Consider the following 18,050-nt stretch of genomic DNA (forward strand, 5'->3'; position numbering starts at 1 on the left):
ACCCTCAGTGGCTGAGCAGGCGTTCGAGGATGCCTCGATATGCCGCGGATAGTGGCTCGATCGCGGACACCGCGATGCGTTCGTTCACCTGGTGGATCGTGGCGTTGACCGGGCCGAATTCAACTACCTCGGGACAGTGGCGTGCGATGAAACGCCCGTCTGAGGTGCCGCCGGTGGTTGATAGCGCGGGCTTGAGGCCGGTGGCCGCTTCAATGGCCGCCTCCATTGCGTCGACCAGTGGGCCCCGTGGGGTGATGAAGGGGTTCCCGGAAAGCTGCCAGTCGATTTCGTAGTGGAGCTTGTGCGCGTCCAGCACTGCGTGGACCTGCTGCTTCAGGTGTTCTGCCGGGCTTGCCGGTGAGAAACGGAAGTTGAAACGCATCTCGAGCGAGCCAGGCACGATATTGGTTGCGCCGGTGCCCGCGTGGATGTTCGACACCTGGAAGGTGGTCGGCGGAAAGTACTCGTCGCCGGCATCCCATTGCATGGCCGTCAGCTCGGCGAGGGCCGGCGCAACCAGATGGATCGGGTTACGCGCCAGGTGCGGGTAGGCCACATGCCCTTGCAGGCCATTGATGCGCAGCAGAGCATTGAGCGAACCACGGCGGCCGTTCTTGATCATGTCGCCCAGCGTATCGACCGATGTCGGCTCGCCGACGATGCAATAGTCCATGGCTTCGCCGCGCTCGGCGAGGGTGTCGACAACGATCTTCGTGCCATGGGTGGCAACGCCTTCCTCGTCCGAGGTCAGCAGCAGTGCGATGGAACCCTTGTGATCAGGGTGGGCGGCAACGAAGTCCTCGATCGAGGTGACAAAGGCCGCAAGCGATGCCTTCATGTCCGCCGCGCCGCGCCCGTACAGGTAGCCATCGCGTTCGGTGGGCTCAAACGGGGGACTCGCCCATTCAGGGATAGGGCCGGTCGGCACCACATCGGTGTGGCCGGCAAAGCACAGCACCGGGCGGGTATCGCCGCGCCGCGCCCACAGGTTGCTGACGCCGTTGGCTTCGATCCGTTCGAAGCGGAAGCCCAGTGGCGCGAGGCGTTCGCAGATCAGTTCGAGGCAACCCTCGTCCTTTGGGGTGACCGATGCGCGACGAATCAGAGCTTCGGTCAATGCGCGGGTAGGGGATTGCACGGTTTGGCTGTTACTCATTCGGGCTCAGGGGTTGGAAGGGGTGTCTTCCATGTGGAGCGTGAAGGACTTGAAGGACGCACCGTCGGACAGGCTCTCTTCGAAGTCGATGATCGTGGGCGCGCCCGAGCTGCTCGCCGGCTCCGCACTGCCTAGCTGCTGGTTGTTGATCAGCCAGGAAAGGTTGGTCGGCGAATCGGCGTTGCCCAGTGCTTCGTCGAGCGAGATCACGCCTTCGCGATAGAGGCGGAACAAATCCTGCTCGAAGGTCTGCGAGCTGGGCGCGAGGGATTGCTCCATCGCATCCTTGATCTCGGGGAAGTTGCCTTTCTCGATCAGGTCCGCGATGTGGCGGGTGTTCGAAAGCAACTCCACCGCCGGGATGCGGCGACCGTCCGGCCGCTTGACCAAGCGCTGCGAGACGACCGCGCGCAAGGCGACCGAAAGGTCGAGGTAGAGCAGGGTGCGGCTTTCAAGCGGGAAGAAGTTCGCGATCCGGTTCAGCGCGTGGTACGCGTTGTTGGCGTGCAGGGTGGCCAGGCACAGATGGCCGGTTTGCGCGTAGGCAATCGCGGCCTGCATGGTTTCGCGGTCGCGGATTTCGCCGATCAGGATGCAGTCCGGCGCTTGGCGCATCGCGTTCTTCAGCGCAATGTGCCAGTCGTGGGTGTCCAGGCCCACTTCGCGCTGGTTGACCACCGAACGCTTATGGCGGAACAGGTATTCGATCGGGTCTTCAAGCGTCAGGATGTGGCCGGGCTTGGTCTCGTTCCGGTGATCGAGCATCGAGGCCATCGTGGTCGACTTGCCTGAACCGGTGGAGCCCACGACCAGGATCAGGCCGCGTTTTTCGAGGATCAGATCCGACAGCGACTCCGGCAGCCCCAGGGTTTCAAGCTTGGGTATCTCGCCCTGGATGAAGCGCACGACGATCGCGATCGAGCCGCGCTGCCAGAACATGTTGACCCGGAAGTTGCCCAGATCGCGGCGGCCAAACGACAGGTTCAGTTCCTTCGTCTTCTCGAAGGACTGGATCTGTTCCGGCGTCATCATTTCGTAGGCCATGCGCTGGATCACAGTAGGTTCCATCACCTGCTGGTTCACCGGCATCACGGTGCCCTGGATCTTGATGTGGATGGGCGCGCCGGCCGAGACAAAAATGTCTGACGCGTGCTTTTCGCTCATCAGCTGGAACAGCTTGTCGAGGATCATGGTCCGCCGCTCTCTTTGACTAATTCAGGTTCAGGCGCGCAGCAGATCGTTGATGCTGGTCTTTGCGCGGGTTTTCGCATCAACCTTCTTCACGATCACGGCGCAGTACAGGCTGTACTTTCCGTCGGAAGAAGGCAGGTTACCGGAAACCACGACGGAACCGGCCGGGATTCGGCCGTAGCTCACTTCGCCTGTCTCGCGGTCGTAAATTTTCGTGCTCTGGCCGATGTAGACGCCCATCGAGATTACCGAGTTCTCTTCAACGATCACGCCTTCAACGACTTCCGAGCGGGCGCCGATGAAGCAGTTGTCTTCGATGATGGTCGGGTTGGCCTGCATCGGTTCGAGCACGCCGCCGATACCGACGCCGCCGGAAAGGTGAACGTTCTTGCCGATCTGCGCGCAGGAGCCGACAGTAACCCAGGTATCGACCATCGTGCCTTCATCGACGTAGGCGCCGATGTTCAGGTACGAGGGCAGCAGCACCGCATTGCGGGCAACGAAGCTGCCACGGCGAGCAACCGAGCCCGGCGTAGCGCGGAAACCTGCTGCACGGAAGTCGGCTTCGGTCCAGTTCGCGAACTTGGTCGGCACCTTGTCGAAGTACTTGTTCACGCCGTCGTCGGTAAGCACATTGTCGTTGGCGCGGAAGGACAGCAGCACCGCCTTCTTGACCCACTGGTGCGTCACCCAGGCGCCGTCAATCTTCTCTGCAACGCGGACGCGGCCGGCGTCCAGATCGCCGATCGTGTGCTCGATCGCGTCGCGCAGCTCGGCTGCCACGTTGCCCGGGTTGATCTCGGCGCGCTGTTCCCAGGCGTTCTCGATGATGGTTTGCAGGTTGCTCATCAGGGGGACCTCTTCGAATGGTGGGTTGAAACGCTGGATCAGCCGGCGTTGCCAAAACGGCGTGCGACGAAGGCTGCAATGCGGTGGGCGGCGTCGACGCATTCGTCGTGCGCCGCGACCAGGGCGATACGGACGAAGCCGGCGCCCGGATTCATGCCGTGGTTATCGCGGGAAAGGAACTGGCCGGGCAGCACCGTGACATGCGTAGCGCCGAAAAGCTCGCGTGCGAATTCGCGGTCGTCGCAGGGTGTGCGTGCCCAGAAGTAGAAGCCGGCATCGGGCAGTGCAATGCCCAGCGCCGGGCTCAGGATCGGTTCGAGCGCCGCGAACTTCTGCCGGTAGAGTGTGCGGTTCTCGCGCACATGCGATTCGTCGCGCCAGGCGGCAACGCTCGCGGCCTGCACCGGCAGGCTCATCGCGCAGCCGTGGTAGGTGCGATAGAGCAGGAATTGTTTGAGCAGCTTGCGATCACCCGCGACGAAGCCGGAGCGCAAGCCCGGTACGTTCGAGCGCTTCGAGAGGCTCGAGAACACCACCAGCCGCTCGTAGTCATGGCGGCCGAGCGCCTTGGCGGCCTGCAGGGCGCCCAGCGGCGGCTTGCTCTCGTCGAAATAGATCTCGGAATAGCACTCGTCGGCGGCGATCACGAATCCATAGCGATCCGCGCGCTCGAACAGCGCTTTCCAGTCATCCAGGTGCAGCACCTTGCCGGTCGGATTGCCGGGCGAGCAGACGAACATCAGCTGCACGCGTTGCCATTGCGCGTCGCTCAATGAATCCAGATCGAGCCGGTAGTCGTGCTCCGGCATCTGGTCGAGGAATACCGGCTCGGCGCCGGCCAGCAAAGCGGCGCCTTCGTAGATCTGATAGAAGGGGTTCGGGCTCACCACCAGTGGCGCCGGCTTGCTGGTATCCACAATCGCCTGCGCAAAGGCGAACAGCGCCTCGCGCGACCCGCACACCGGCAGCACTTCGCTGGCCGGGTCAATCGGATCGAGCCCGTATCGGTGCGTCAGCCAGTTCGCGATGGTCTCGCGCAGGGCGTCGCCACCCGCCGTGGTGGGGTAGGCGGAGAGGCCGCGCAAGTTCATCACCAGCGCTTCCTGAATGAAGGCCGGCGTGGCGTGCTGTGGTTCGCCGATCGATAGCCGCACCGGGCTCTGGCCAGCTGGCGCTTCGACGCCGGCGAACAGTTGCCGCAAACGTTCAAACGGATAGGGCTGCAGCAGGTCGAGGCGCGGATTCAATTCGGGCTCCAGGGAAAGCATGCTGACCGCGCTGGCGGGCCAGGCGCGCGCTTGGCTGGCGCGCCGGCGGGCGCCATGGGCGGCGATGCGGGGGTGATATTATAGCCACCCGTTTTGCCCGCCGCGCCGCTCACCGCGCCTGTTCCGCTCGATACTGTCTGGCCCACGTGCGACTCTCCAAACTCAAACTCGCCGGTTTCAAGTCCTTCGTCGATCCGACGACGGTGCTCACGCCCGGCCAGATGGTGGGGGTCGTGGGGCCGAATGGCTGCGGCAAATCCAACATCATCGACGCGGTGCGCTGGGTGCTGGGCGAGTCGCGCGCCGGCGCGCTGCGTGGCGAATCGATGATGGACGTCATCTTCAACGGCTCGACCACGCGCAAGCCGGTCAGCCGGGCCAGCGTCGAGCTGGTGTTTGAAAACGCTGAAGGCAAGGCGGCGGGGCAGTGGTCGCAGTACGCGGAAATTTCGGTCAAACGGGTGCTCGACCGCAGCGGTGAATCGAGCTACTGGATCAACAACATCCATGTGCGCCGCAAGGATGTGATCGACCTCTTCCTTGGTACCGGCCTTGGGCCGCGTGCCTACGCGATCATCGAGCAGGGCATGATCTCGCGGATCATCGAGGCACGCCCGGAAGAGGTGCGCGGCTTCCTCGAAGAGGCCGCCGGCGTCACCAAATACAAGGAACGCCGCAAGGAAACCGAGGGCCGCCTCTCGGACGCGCGTGACAACCTCGCGCGAGTGGAAGACATCCGCAACGAACTCGGCGCCCAGATCGACCGCCTCTCCGGCCAGGCCGAGGTTGCGCGCCGCTACAAATCGCTCAACGAAGCGCTGCGCGAGCAGCAGATCCTGCTGTGGCTCTTGCGCCGCAATGAGGCGCGCGAGAATGCCGCGCTCGTCGCCGCAGCCGTGGCTGAAACCAGCGCCCGCATTGAGGCCGAAAACGCCCGTCTGGTCGAAGCCGAAGCGCTCGCCGAAACCGCCCGCGAGCAGCACTACAAAGCCTCGGATGCGCTGCACGCCGCGCAGGCGGATCTGTATGCCGCCAATGGCGAAGTGACGCGGCAAGAGGGCGAGATCACCCGTTTGCGCGAGCGCCGTCAGATGCTGGGCAGCCGCGTCGGGCAGTTGCAGGCCGATGAGGCACGCTGGCTTGAACAGCAAGGCAACGCCGAGAACGATCGCCAGCGTTGGGACAGCCTGCTCGACGCTGCATCCTTGCGTCACGAGCAGGCTTCGGCGCGCCACGAGGAAATGGCTGCCCGGCTGCCCGCAGCGGAAGACGCACTCTCGGGCGCGCAGGCGGCCAGCCGCTCGCTGCGTCACGAACTGGGTAGCGCGGAGCAGCAGCTTCGGGTTGAAGAAACCCATCGTGCGAGCGCTTTGCGCGCTCTCGACACGCTCGCGCAGCGACGTATGCGGGTTGAAGGCGAACGTCATGCCTTGCAGGCGCCGGATCTGCAGGCGCTTGAACGCGCCGAAGCAGCGGCGGAACTCGCCAATGCCCGGCTCGAACAACTGCAGGAGGCGCTCGACGCTGGCGCAGCGGATCTGCCGAACCAGCTCGCGGCGGTGCGCAGCGCGCAGGAAGCCGAACGCCACGCCAACCGTGCGCTCACCGAATCTCGCGCACGGCGCGAGGCGCTGGTGCGTATCCAGCAGAAGGCCGCGGCGCCCGGCGCGCTGGGTGACTGGCTCAGGCAACGTAGGCTGGATGCTGCCGAGCCGCTTTGGCGTGCCTTGCGGGTTGAGCCTGGCTGGGAAGGGGCGGTGGAGGCGGCCTTGCGCGAGCATTTCAACGCGCTGCGCATTGAATCGCCCGCCGATTGCCTTGAAGCGCTGGCTAGCCAGCCGCCGGCAAGCGTGGCGCTGGCCTGGGAGGAGGGCGAATCCGCCGTGCTGACCGATGAGGCGACACTGCCTGGCCATGCGCTGGCGAGTTTCGTACGGCTCGACGATACGGTCTGGGTGGCGCCCTTGCGTACGCTCTTGCACCGTGTGCGTGCGGTTGAGGATTGCCGTGAATGGCTGGCGCAGGCGCCTGAGTTGCCGATCGATGTCCGTTTGGTGGACCGCGCCGGCCGTGCGCTGTGCCGATCCTCCTGTTCATGGGTGCGGCCGGATGCCGGCACGCACGGCGTGCTGGAGCGCCAGCGCGAACTCGACGAACTTGAAGCGCGGGTCGAAGTGCTTGAAGCCGACGCCGAGGCCGCGCACGAAGCTTTGGCGGCGGCCGAACTGGCCAGCCAGCGCGCGCAGGAATCGCTTGCCAGCCTGCGCCGCGAACACCAGGCCGCGCAGCAAGCTGCGCACCGTGAGCAGATGGCGGCGGTGCAGCTTGGGCAGGCGCGTCAGCGCTTCGATGAGCGCTACGGGCAGTTGCAGCGGGATCTCGATGAACTGGACGTGCAGGTTACCGCCGAGCGCGCCCACCTTGAGCGCGCGATCTCCGAGCAGGGGATTCAGGAGGAGCGGGTCGAGCAGTTGCGCGAGCGTCTTGAGGCAACCGAATCCATCGTCCAGCAACAAGAGTCGTCACTGCGCGCGCTGCGCACGCAAGAGCAGCAGCTTGCGCGCGAAACCCAGGAGGCGGCTTTCTCGGAGCGTGAGTGCCGCGCCAAGCTCGACGAACTTGGGCGCCAACTCGCGCAAGCCGCCGAGCAGATCATCCGCTGTGCGCGTGAGCGTGAAAGTGCAGAAGCCGAACACGCCGGGCTCGACGAAACACCGCTTGCCGATGCCTTGCAGGAATCGCTGGCACTGCGCGAACGGCGCGAGGCGCAACTCACCGAATGCCGTGAAGCCCTTGAGGCCGCGGCGACACGCTTGCGCGAACTCGACGAAGCGCGCTTGCGTGCCGAGCTGGCGCTGCGCCCGCTGAATGATTCACTCGCCGATGCGCGCCTGAAACTCCAGGCCGCTGAGCTTGGCCAGCAGCAGTATGACGAACGCTTGGCCGAGATCGAAGTCGACGAAGAAGAGTTTGCCGCGCGGCTCGCTGCTGGCCCTAAAGACCAGACGTTGGCGCGCGAAATCAACCGCCTGACGCGTGAATTGGGTGAACTTGGGCCGGTAAACCTCGCGGCCGTGGAGGAACTCACAGCCGCTGAAGAACGCAAAGGCTACCTTGACGCGCAATCTGCCGATCTGGACGAAGCGATCGGCACGCTCGAAGACGCGATCCGCCGTATCGACCGCGAGACGCGCGAGCAATTGCAGGAGACGTACAATACGGTGAGCCGCCATTTCGGCGAGCTATTCCCGCAATTGTTCGGGGGGGGCGAGGCGCAACTGGTGCTGACCGGCGACGAGATTCTCGATGCCGGCATCCAGATTGTTGCGCGGCCGCCGGGCAAAAAGAACAGCTCGATCCACCTGCTTTCTGGCGGTGAAAAAGCGCTGACAGCGATCGCGCTGGTGTTCTCGTTCTTTCAGCTTAATCCGGCGCCGTTCTGCTTGCTCGACGAAGTCGATGCTCCGCTGGACGACGCCAACACTGAACGTTTCTGCGCCATGGTCAAACGGATGTCCGAGATCACGCAGTTCATGTTCATCAGTCACAGCAAGATCACGATGGAGATGGCGCGCCAGCTGGTGGGCGTGACGATGCAGGAGCAGGGCGTCTCCCGCGTGGTTGAAGTTGATATCGAAGAAGCGCTGCGACTAGCTGACCCGGTCGCGGCTTGAGGGAACTCATGGCAGGTAACGAACTCCTTTACGGTTTGATCGGTTCTGGCGCCGGCATTGTGGTGCTGGTTGTGGGCTACAACGCATGGCAAGAACGCAAGGCCCGCCGCAACGCCGAGAAGGCCTTCCGCTCGGAGCACCGCGATGTGCTGCTCGAAGGTGCCGGCGCCGGGGCCGACATGGAACCGGGCGAACGCAAGGAACCGGCTTCGGCGCGCATTCCGCAACAGGCGCCGATCGGCCGCGCGGCTGAGCCTGAATTGGCGGTCGAAGCGCGCGCAATCGACGCGGTGGCTCACATCGAGGCGCCCGCTGGTGTGGTCGGGGGCGCACTGGTGCAGGGGGCCGGTGGGCCGCTTTCGCAGGTTCATCGCGCGGTGCGCTGGTTTGGCTTTGACGACGGCGCGCATGACTGGGTGCCGCTGGACGCAGCAGACAAACGCAGCTTCACCCGCGTATGCGCGGCGATGCAATTGGCGGATCGTCGTGGCCCGGTGAGCGAGCGCGAGCTGGATGCCTTCACGTCGGCCATCCAGCGTGTTTGCGATCAGTTCATGGCGGTGCCGCGTTTTATGGAACGCAGTGAAGCCTTGTCGCTTGCTCAGGGGGTGGATCAGTTCTGTGCTGCGCTGGATATCCAGATTGCCGTGAATGTGGTGGCAGGCCCGCAGCCGTTCGCCGGAACCAAGCTGCGCGGCCTGACCGAGGCGGCGGGGCTGCGGCTGGAGGCGGACGGTTGTTTTCACGCACGCGACGACGCGGGCCTGAGCCAGTTCGTACTGGCCAACAGCGATGCGTCGATGTTCTCGGCCGACACACTTCGCAGCGCCAGCATCAGTGGCGTCACCTTGAGTCTTGATGTGCCGCGGGTTTCGGCGGGTGTTCAGGTGTTCGACAAGATGATTGCGCTCTCGCGCCAGATCGCGGCCGCAATGCAGGGGCAGTTGGTCGATGACAACGGCAAGCCGCTCAACGAGGCTTCGCTCGGCATGATCCGCAGCCAGATCCAGCAGTTTCAGGAGCAGATGCACGGCCAGGGCGTGGCGCCCGGCAGTCCGCTTGCGCTTCGCCTCTTCGTCTAAGGTCGGCCGTGTTTGCGTCAGCTGAAGCGTTTGCACGCGCGGCGAGCCTGCGTGCGGAACTGGAACGCTACAACCATGCCTACTACGTCCTTGATGCGCCGCTGGTGCCGGACGCCGAATACGACCGCCTCTTCGTTGAACTCCAGGCGCTCGAATCCGAATTTCCGGAGTTGCGCAGCGCCGATTCGCCGACCCAGCGCGTGGGTGGCAAGCCTTTGGCGAGCTTCACACCAGTACGGCATGCCTTACCGATGTTGTCGATCCGCACCGAAACCGACACCGAGGCAAGCGGGGCGCGCGCGTTCGATGCGCAGGTGCGGCGTGAGCTGGGGCTGACTGACGCCGACCCCGCTGTGGAATACGCCGCCGAGCTGAAGTTCGACGGGCTGGCGATCAACCTGCGCTACGAGCAAGGCGTGCTGGTTCAGGCGGCGACGCGCGGTGATGGCGAAACCGGCGAGGACGTGACTCAGAACATCCGTGCGATCCGCCAGATCCCGCTGCGCCTGAACACCGAGACTCCGCCAGCCGTCTTCGAGGTTCGCGGCGAGGTCTACATGCGGCGCGATGATTTCGCGCGCATGAACGAGCGCCAGCGGGAGCGTGACGAGAAGACCTTCGTGAATCCGCGCAATGCTGCGGCGGGCAGTGTCCGCCAACTCGATCCTGCGATCAGCGCGCAACGCCCCTTGTCCTTCTTTGCCTACGGGCTGGGTCAGACCGAGGGATGGACGGAGGCGCTGAATCACTCGGAGCTGCTCGATCAGCTGGCGCAGTGGGGGTTTCCGGTCTGTGAGCAACGATGCACAGCACTGGGCGCGGATGGCTTGATCGCGTTTCACGACAAGATGGGTGCGCGCCGCGAGAGCCTGCCTTTCGATATCGATGGCGTGGTCTACAAGGTCAACAACCTTGCGCTGCAACGGCAACTCGGCTTTCGCACCCGCGAACCGCGCTGGGCGGTTGCGCATAAGTATCCGGCGCAAGAAGCCGTTACGCGCGTCACCGATATCGAGGTCCAGGTCGGTCGTACCGGCAAGCTGACCCCGGTGGCGCGGCTGGAGCCCGTGTTCGTGGGCGGCGTCACCGTTACTAATGTGACCCTGCACAATCAGGACGAAGTCGATCGCAAGAACGTGTGGATCGGCGACAGCGTTGTCGTGCGCCGCGCGGGCGATGTGATCCCGGAGATCGTCGGTTCCTTGACTGATCGTCGGCCGGCGGATGCGAGCGCCTTCCGCATCCCGTCGACTTGCCCGGTCTGCGGGTCGGCGGTGTTGCGGGAAGAGGGTGAAGCCGATCACCGCTGCACCGGTGGGCTATTTTGCCCGGCGCAACGCAAGCAGGCGCTGCTGCACTTTGCCTCGCGCCGCGCGATGGATATCGAAGGCCTGGGTGACAAGTTGGTGGATCAGCTGGTCGATGCCGGTATCGTCACTACCCCGGCCGATCTGTATGGTCTCACGGTGGAAAGACTCGCCTCGCTCGAACGCATGGGCGAGCTGTCCGCGCAGAATCTTGTCGCGGCTATCAGCAAGAGCCGCGAGACAACGCTCGCGCGCTTCGTTTTCGCGCTCGGCATTCGCAATGTAGGCGAGGCCACGGCCAAAGAACTGGCGCGTCACTATGGCCGCCTTGACGCACTGCGCCGCGCGAACGCCGATGCCTTGCAACTGGTTGCCGATGTTGGCCCGGTGGTGGCCGCCAGCATCGCGCATTTCTTCTCCGAAACTCACAATGCCTCGGTGATTGATGCGCTGATCGCAGCCGGGGTGCGGTGGCCGGAAACCGACGGCGGCGGTGCGACGCAAGGCGCGCTGGCCGGCAAGACCTTCGTGCTCACCGGCACGCTGCCCACTTTGTCGCGCGACGAGGCATCGGCACTGATCGAAGCACAGGGCGGCAAAGTGTCCGGCTCAGTCTCCAAGAAAACGAGCTACGTCGTTGCAGGGGCCGAAGCCGGCTCCAAACTCGACAAGGCGCAACAACTCGGCATTAAGACCCTTGACGAGGCCGGTTTACAGGCACTGCTGGCGCAATCTGACCTCTCCACGAATCAGGAACAGGACAATGAAGCGAATTCGTAAAGCAGTATTTCCGGTGGCGGGCTTGGGTAGCCGTTTTCTTCCGGCGACCAAGGTGATGCCGAAGGAGATGCTGCCGATCGTCGATAAACCGATCATCCAGTACGCGGTGGAAGAAGCGGCAGATGCCGGCATCACCGACATGGTCTTCATCATCGGGCGCACCAAGCGTGCCATTGCCGATCACTTCGACAAGGCCTACGAGCTGGAAAACGAATTGGTGTCGCGCGGCAAGCACGACATGCTGAAGATCGTTGAAGACACGATTCCGAGGGGCGTTAACTGCATCTTCATTCGCCAGGCCGAAGCCTTGGGCCTTGGACATGCGGTCTTGTGCGCCGAGGCGGTGGTGGGCAACGAGCCGTTCGCGGTGCTGCTGGCCGACGATCTGCTCGATGGCTCGGTCTCGGTCACCAAACAGATGGCCGATGTCTTTAACTACCACCGCTGCTCGGTGCTTGGGGTGATGGAGGTGCCGCGCGAGGCGACGGGGTCCTACGGTGTGGTGAGTACCGAGAAGGATTCCGGCGAGATCCGGCGGATTTCCGGCATCGTTGAAAAGCCGAAGCCGGAAAATGCGCCGTCGAATCTGGCCGTTGTCGGGCGTTACATCCTGACGCCGCAGATTTTCGAGCACCTGCGCAACCTGAAGCCTGGTACTCACGGGGAGTTGCAGCTGACGGATGCGATCTCGGCGCTGCTACGCGAAGAGTCGGTGCTCGCCTATCAGTTCAATGCCACGCGCTATGACTGCGGTGACAAGCTTGGTTACCTGAAAGCAATGGTGGAGCTTGGCATGCGCCACAAGGAGATCGGTGCGGATTTCAGCGATTTTCTCTCGCAACGCTTCGCGCCGCCCGCCTGATACAAGCAACGCCAAAAACAACACGGGCAGCCCTTGGGCTGCCCGTGTTGTTTGTACGAACCGATGTGGGAAGGCGCTTACGACGCCTCGGCCTTGTTGGCGCGCTTGCGGTCGGTTTCCTTCAGGTAACGCTTGCGCAGGCGGATCGACTTCGGCGTGATCTCGACGATTTCATCGTCAGCGATGAATTCGATCGCGGATTCAAGCGTCAGCTGGATCGGCGGCGTCAGACGCACGGCTTCGTCGGTGCCTGAAGCGCGCACGTTGGTCAGCTGCTTGCCCTTGATCGGGTTCACCACCAGATCGTTGTCGCGAGTGTGGATGCCGATGATCATGCCTTCGTACAGCGCTTCACCCGGGCTGACGAACATGCGGCCGCGGTCTTGCAGGTTCCACAGCGCGTAGGCAACCGCTTCACCGTCGTTCTGCGAGATCAGCACGCCGTTGCGGCGCTCGGCCATCACGCCGGCCATCGGGCCGTAGTCGTCGAACACGTGGCTGGCGAGGCCGGTGCCGCGCGTCAGCGTCAGGAATTCGCCCTGGAAGCCGATCAGGCCGCGTGCCGGAATGCGGTACTCAAGGCGCACACGGCCTTTGCCGTCCGGCTGCATGTCCTGCAGTTCGCCGCGGCGACGGCCAAGTTCTTCCATCACTGCGCCCTGGTGGTTTTCTTCCACGTCCACCGTCAGCATTTCGTACGGCTCGCACTTCTCACCGTTGATTTCCTTGAACACGACGCGCGGGCGGCCAACCGCCAGTTCGTAGCCTTCACGGCGCATGTTTTCGAGCAGGATCGTCAGGTGCAGTTCGCCACGGCCCGAGACTTCGAAGACGTCTGAATCGCCGGTGTAATTCACACGCAGCGCCACATTCTTGAGCAGCTCTTTGTCGAGGCGCTCACGGATCTGGCGGCTGGTGACGAACTTGCCCTCGCGGCCGGCCAGCGGCGAAGAGTTCACCATGAAGTTCATCGTCAGCGTCGGTTCATCGACGGCGATCGGCTTCATGCCTTCAGGCTTTTCCGGATCGCAGATCGTGACGCCGATGTTCACCTGATCGATACCCGACACCAGCACGATGTCGCCGGCTTCGGCCGATTCGGCCTGGCTGCGCTCGAGGCCCTTGAAGGTCAGCACCTGGCCGATCTTGGCCTTGCCGCGGTTCTCGTCGCCGTACATGACCACGACTTCCTGGTTCGGGCGGATGCGGCCCGAGCGGATGCGGCCAATGCCAAGCTGGCCGACGTAGGTGGAGTAGTCCAGCGAGCAGATCTGCAACTGCAGCGGCGCTTCGGCGTCGACTTCCGGCTGCGGCACATGCTTGAGAATCGCTTCGTACAGCGCGGTCATGTCGGTACCCGGCTTGTCGGCTTCCAGCATTGCGTAGCCATTGAGCGCCGAGGCGTAGACAACCGGGAAGTCGAGCTGCTCTTCGGTTGCGCCGAGTTTGTCGAACAGGTCGAAGGTGTGGTTGATCACCCAGTCCGGGCGCGAGCCGGGGCGGTCGATCTTGTTGATCACGACGATCGGCTTGAGGCCCATCGCGAGCGCCTTGCGCGTCACGAAGCGGGTCTGCGGCATCGGGCCTTCGACGGCGTCGACGAGCAGCAGCACACCGTCGACCATCGACAGCACGCGTTCGACTTCGCCGCCAAAGTCGGCGTGGCCGGGGGTGTCGACGATGTTGATATGGGTTTCACCGTACTGGATGGCGCAGTTCTTCGCCAGAATGGTGATGCCGCGCTCCTTTTCCAGATCGTTGGAGTCCATCACGCGCTCGGCAACCTGCTGGTTTTCGCGGAAGGTGCCGGATTGGCGGAGAAGCTGGTCGACCAGCGTGGTTTTGCCGTGGTCGACGTGAGCGATGATGGCGATATTTCGGATTGCGCGGCTCATGGGATGTCCCAAGTCTTTGAAAAAGGGGCGGATTCTAGCACGGCGCTACCGCAGTGCAGCGAAAACAGGTAACCGGCCATGCTACCATTTTTGGTTATCCAAATTGCACCGAAAGCGTACTCATGCTCGCAATCATCGGCGGTAGCGGCCTCACCCAGTTGGCCAACCTCAACATCGAGCGGCGCGAGGTGGTTCGCACGCCGTACGGCGAACCTTCCGGTGCACTGTTGTTTGGTCGGGTGTGCAGCGTCAGCGTCGTATTTCTAGCGCGGCATGGTTACGGCCATACGATTCCCCCGCACATGGTCAACTACCGGGCGAACATGTGGGCGCTCCAGCATGCGGGGGCAACCGGGGTGCTGTCGGTAGCTTCGGTTGGCGGGATCAGGGCGGATCTTGGGCCCGGCACGCTGGTGGTGCCGCATCAGGTGATCGACTATACCCACAGCCGCTGCAGCACATTCTTTGACGGCGTGGATGGCCCGGTTACTCATGTGGATTTCACCGAACCTTACGACGCGGTGCTGCGTCGGCGCATTCTCGCTGCGGCCGCGGAAGTGGGTGAGCAGGTGCTGGACGGTGCGGTGTATGCGGCGACCCAGGGGCCGCGCCTGGAGACCGCTGCGGAAATCAACCGCCTTGCCCGTGACGGTGCTGACGTCGTGGGCATGACCGGGATGCCGGAGGCCGTGCTGGCGCGTGAGCTTGATCTGCCGTACGCGGCGCTCAATGTGGTTGTGAATTGGGCGGCTGGCCGTGCGGATAGTGAACACGAGATCTGCTTTTCGTCGATCGAGCAGACCGCGCAAGCCGCGATGGCACGCGTCCGGGTTGTGATTGACCGGATCTGCGGGTAATTCACCATGATCAGAGATGTGCTGCGAATGGGTGATCCGCGATTGCTGCGGATTGCCAAGCCGGTGACAGAGTTTGGCACTGCTGCCCTGCTTGAGGTGGTGGGCGACATGCTCGACACGATGCGGCACTTGAACGGCGCCGGCATTGCCGCGCCGCAGATCGGTGTCGACTTGCGGGTCGTGATTTTCGGTGTCGAAAAGAATCCACGCTATCCCGACGCTGAACCGGTTCCGCTGACCGTGCTGTGCAACCCCGAAATCCGGGTCATTGGGGAGCAGACCGAAGCCGGGTGGGAGGGGTGCCTGTCAGTACCGGGATTGCGTGGCCTAGTCTCGCGGCACCTTGAGCTGACCTATCGCGGCTTTACCCCGGAAGGGCTTGCGATTGAGCGTACTGCGAAGGGTTTTCACGCCAGGGTGGTGCAGCACGAATGCGATCATCTGGATGGCGTGCTGTACCCGATGCGCATCACCGACTTCACCCGCTTCGGTTTCACCGACGTGTTGTTTCCCGGGCTCGATGCCCGGGATGATGACTGAACTGGCTAAACCTGAAGTTTCGCGAGCAACGCGCCTTCGAGCTTGACGATGGCGCTGGTGGCGGCTAGTTCCGGACCTGAAATCAGGAAGGTGTCTTCCGCTCGCTCGCCAAGGGTGGCGATCTTTGCTGTGTGCAGGTTGACATGGCATGCCGTGAGGACGCTTGCGATTTCGAACAGCAAGCCCGGTCGGTCGGCAGCGGCCACTGACAGAATGTAGTGCTGGCCGCGCTCGTCGGGCCGGATCGACACTTCGGGCGTGATCGGGAAGTGCCGCACCTGCCGCGACAGGCGGCCGGCGCCGGGTTTGTCGATGGGCGCGTTTGCACGCAAGCGCTCGCCCAGATCGTGTTCGATCAGGGGCACCATTTCCCGGTAGTTGTCTTCGCCGCCCGGATCAAGCAGCACAAAACTATCGAGCGCGTAGCCGTGGCGTGTGGTGTGGATCTTCGCGTCAAGAATGCTCAAGCCATGGCGGCTGAAGAAGGCGCAAAGCCGCACGAACAGATCCTGCGTGTCACGCGCGTACACCATCACCTGGAGGCCGCGCTCGACCTGGCTTGGGCGCGCCTTGACCACCGCCTCTTCGCTGGATGGGCGGTAGTACAGCATGCGTGTGTGCCAGACGAGCTCATCGATCTCGTGGCGCATAAAGTACACCGTGTCCAGCTCGTCCCAGAACGGACGCTCGACACCTTCGACCAGGCCGAAGAAGCGCAGGCGTACGCGCGCCTCGTCGAGGCGTTCTGCAAGCCCCTTGGCTTGCGCGGGTGTATCCCCGCGTAGCAGGCGCTGGGTGGTCAGGAAGAGGTCTTCGAGCAGTTTGGCTTTCCAGCCGTTCCAGACCTTCGGGCTGGTCCCCCGGATATCCGCATGGGTCAGAAGGTAGAGCGCAACAAGCCGGCGCTCTGTGCCGACCAGTTTCGCAAAGCGATCAATGACCGCTGCATCGCTCAGATCGCTCTTTTGCGCGACCTGGGACATCGTCAGGTGTTGCTCGACCAGCCACTCCACCAACTCGGTGTCTTCATCGGACAGACCGTGCTCGACGCAGAAATGCCGGGCGTCGGCCATGCCAAGTTTGGAGTGGTCGCCGCCACGGCCTTTGGCGATATCGTGAAACAGCGCGGCGACGTAGAGCAGCCAGTGCCGGTCCATGGCGGTGATCAGCCGGGTACAGAGCGGGTACTCGTGCGCGTGCTCGTCCATGGTCATGCGCCGAAGGTTGCGCATGACTTGCAGAATGTGTTGATCTACCGTGTAAACGTGAAACAGGTCGTGCTGCATTTGCCCCACGATTTGCCCGAACGCGGGCAGGTAGCGGCCCAGAATGCCGTACTGGTTCATCCAGCGGAATGTGTGGGTAATGCCTTGGGGTTGCTGGAACAGTTCAAGAAAACGTTTGCGGTTATCCGGGTTGCGGCGGAAGCTGCCATCAACCAGGCCGCGGCTCTGCCAGAGCGAACGCAAGGTCCGCGCAGTCATGCCTTTCAGGTCATCATGTTGTTCAAGCAGCAGGAAAGCATCGAGGATTGCGCCGGGTGTTTTGGCGAACAGGCGGTCGTCGATGACGTCCAGCAGGTTCTGGCGCTTGCAGAAGCGTTCGTCGATCGGGATTGGGGTGTCGAGCCCGGCTGGCAGGATGCGGCTGGCAAGGTTTTGCAGCAGCAAGGCGTTCAGCTGCGTGATCTTCTTTGCGACCAGGTAGTAGCGCTGCATCATCACTTCAGACGCGCGGCGCGTCGACGTGGCGCCAATCCCGAGCGAGCGGGCGAGCGCTTCCTGGTGATCGAACAGCAGGCGGTCTTCACGCCGCCGCGTGATGTGGTGCAGGCGAATCCTGACGGTCTGGAGGAAGCGCTCCGACTTGTTCAGCTCATTGCATTCTTCGTGCGTGATGAGGCCCTGGGCGGCCAGCGCTTCCCAACTTGAACCCAGGTTTGCCGCAAGTGCGATCCAGACAAGGGTCTGCAGGTCGCGTAGCCCGCCCGGGCCTTCTTTGCAGTTGGGCTCAAGCGCGAAAGGCGTGTCGTTGAACCGGTTGTAGCGCTGCTCCTGCTCGGCGCGCTTGGCGATAAAGAAGGCGGGAAGCTGCAGTGCGTCGCGGTGCCGCTGCAGCATGGTTTCCAGCAGCGCTTTATCCCCCGCGAGCCAGCGTGCCTCCAGCAGATTGGTCTGGACGGTGACATCGAGCGCCGATTCTTCGATGCACTCTTCGATTGTCCGCACGCTGTGACCGATCTCGAGACCGATGTCCCAGAAGACACCGATCAACCCTTCGATCAATTGTCTGGTCTCGCGGTCGGGTTCGTCGCGCAGCAGGATCAGGACATCAACGTCAGAGTTCGGAAACAACTGGCCGCGACCGTAGCCGCCTACCGCCACCAGTGTTGTGCTGGCTGGCAGCTGTGCGGCCTGCCATAAATCCCGCAGGGCGTCATCGACCAGTAGCGCGTTCTCATTGAGCAGTCGCGCTGGCTCTGGCCGATTTTCGAAGTGGTCCCGGAGGCGCATGCGCCCTTCACTGATGCGCTTGCGGACAGCCGTTGCGACCGAGCGCAGCGTCTCGGTCCTCGCTTCGGGGGTCATC

12 protein-coding genes are annotated in these 18,050 nt (G+C 63.3%); 6 read left to right on the top strand and 6 right to left on the bottom strand.

The genetic code is table 11. The features are described from left to right. Positions 1-4: 4 nt before the first annotated feature. From dapE to dapC, 4 genes are read right to left on the bottom strand one after another with little or no spacing between them, the layout of a single operon-like run. On the bottom strand, positions 5-1,156 hold the full coding sequence (gene dapE, locus OPU71_RS10470; RefSeq protein ID WP_267727907.1) for a succinyl-diaminopimelate desuccinylase: 1,152 nt from the start codon (positions 1,154-1,156) through the stop codon (positions 5-7). 6 nt (positions 1,157-1,162) lie between these two features. After that, a complete protein-coding gene (locus OPU71_RS10475) occupies positions 1,163-2,347 on the bottom strand; it encodes a PilT/PilU family type 4a pilus ATPase (RefSeq protein WP_267727908.1) in 1,185 nt (394 codons plus the stop codon). 30 nt (positions 2,348-2,377) lie between these two features. Next, complete coding sequence (dapD, locus tag OPU71_RS10480; RefSeq protein ID WP_267727909.1) at positions 2,378-3,196, bottom strand: 2,3,4,5-tetrahydropyridine-2,6-dicarboxylate N-succinyltransferase; 819 nt, start codon at positions 3,194-3,196, stop codon at positions 2,378-2,380. A 38-nt stretch (positions 3,197-3,234) separates the two neighbouring features. Continuing rightward, positions 3,235-4,443, bottom strand: a complete 1,209-nt coding sequence (gene dapC, locus OPU71_RS10485) for a succinyldiaminopimelate transaminase (protein ID WP_267727910.1) — start codon at positions 4,441-4,443, stop codon at positions 3,235-3,237. Between the two features lie 167 nt (positions 4,444-4,610). Between dapC and smc the strand changes: the two genes are divergently transcribed. The 4 genes from smc to galU are packed head-to-tail and all read left to right on the top strand — an operon-like array spanning position 4,611 to position 12,169. Further along, complete coding sequence (smc, locus tag OPU71_RS10490; protein ID WP_267727911.1) at positions 4,611-8,138, top strand: chromosome segregation protein SMC; 3,528 nt, start codon at positions 4,611-4,613, stop codon at positions 8,136-8,138. Between the two features lie 8 nt (positions 8,139-8,146). Beyond that, positions 8,147-9,220 carry a cell division protein ZipA C-terminal FtsZ-binding domain-containing protein gene (locus tag OPU71_RS10495; RefSeq protein ID WP_267727912.1) on the top strand — a complete coding sequence of 358 codons (1,074 nt, stop codon included), beginning with the start codon at positions 8,147-8,149 and terminating at the stop codon, positions 9,218-9,220. 8 nt (positions 9,221-9,228) lie between these two features. Beyond that, positions 9,229-11,307 (top strand): NAD-dependent DNA ligase LigA, encoded by a 2,079-nt coding sequence (gene ligA, locus OPU71_RS10500; protein WP_267727913.1) that lies wholly within the window; start codon positions 9,229-9,231, stop codon positions 11,305-11,307. Continuing rightward, complete coding sequence (galU, locus tag OPU71_RS10505) at positions 11,291-12,169, top strand: UTP--glucose-1-phosphate uridylyltransferase GalU (RefSeq protein ID WP_267727914.1); 879 nt, start codon at positions 11,291-11,293, stop codon at positions 12,167-12,169. The genes ligA and galU overlap by 17 nt, the downstream gene beginning before the upstream one ends. A 77-nt stretch (positions 12,170-12,246) precedes the next feature. Here the strand turns inward: galU and typA are convergent, their stop codons facing one another. Further along, positions 12,247-14,064 (bottom strand): translational GTPase TypA, encoded by a 1,818-nt coding sequence (gene typA / locus OPU71_RS10510; RefSeq protein WP_267727915.1) that lies wholly within the window; start codon positions 14,062-14,064, stop codon positions 12,247-12,249. 122 nt (positions 14,065-14,186) lie between these two features. Here typA and OPU71_RS10515 point away from each other — a divergent pair, with 122 nt between their 5' ends. Beyond that, entirely contained in the window at positions 14,187-14,921 is a 735-nt protein-coding gene (locus tag OPU71_RS10515; protein WP_267727916.1) for an S-methyl-5'-thioinosine phosphorylase, read from the top strand. A 6-nt stretch (positions 14,922-14,927) separates the two neighbouring features. After that, positions 14,928-15,461: a peptide deformylase gene (gene def / locus OPU71_RS10520; protein ID WP_267727917.1), complete on the top strand. Its 534-nt coding sequence runs from the start codon at positions 14,928-14,930 to the stop codon at positions 15,459-15,461. A gap of 5 nt (positions 15,462-15,466) precedes the next feature. Here def and OPU71_RS10525 read toward each other — a convergent pair whose 3' ends face one another. Continuing rightward, a complete protein-coding gene (locus tag OPU71_RS10525) occupies positions 15,467-18,049 on the bottom strand; it encodes a [protein-PII] uridylyltransferase (RefSeq protein WP_267727918.1) in 2,583 nt (860 codons plus the stop codon). Position 18,050 lies beyond the last annotated feature (1 nt).

Origin of the sequence: Niveibacterium sp. 24ML (genome assembly GCF_026586805.1) — a bacterium.
Taxonomy (GTDB): domain Bacteria; phylum Pseudomonadota; class Gammaproteobacteria; order Burkholderiales; family Rhodocyclaceae; genus Niveibacterium.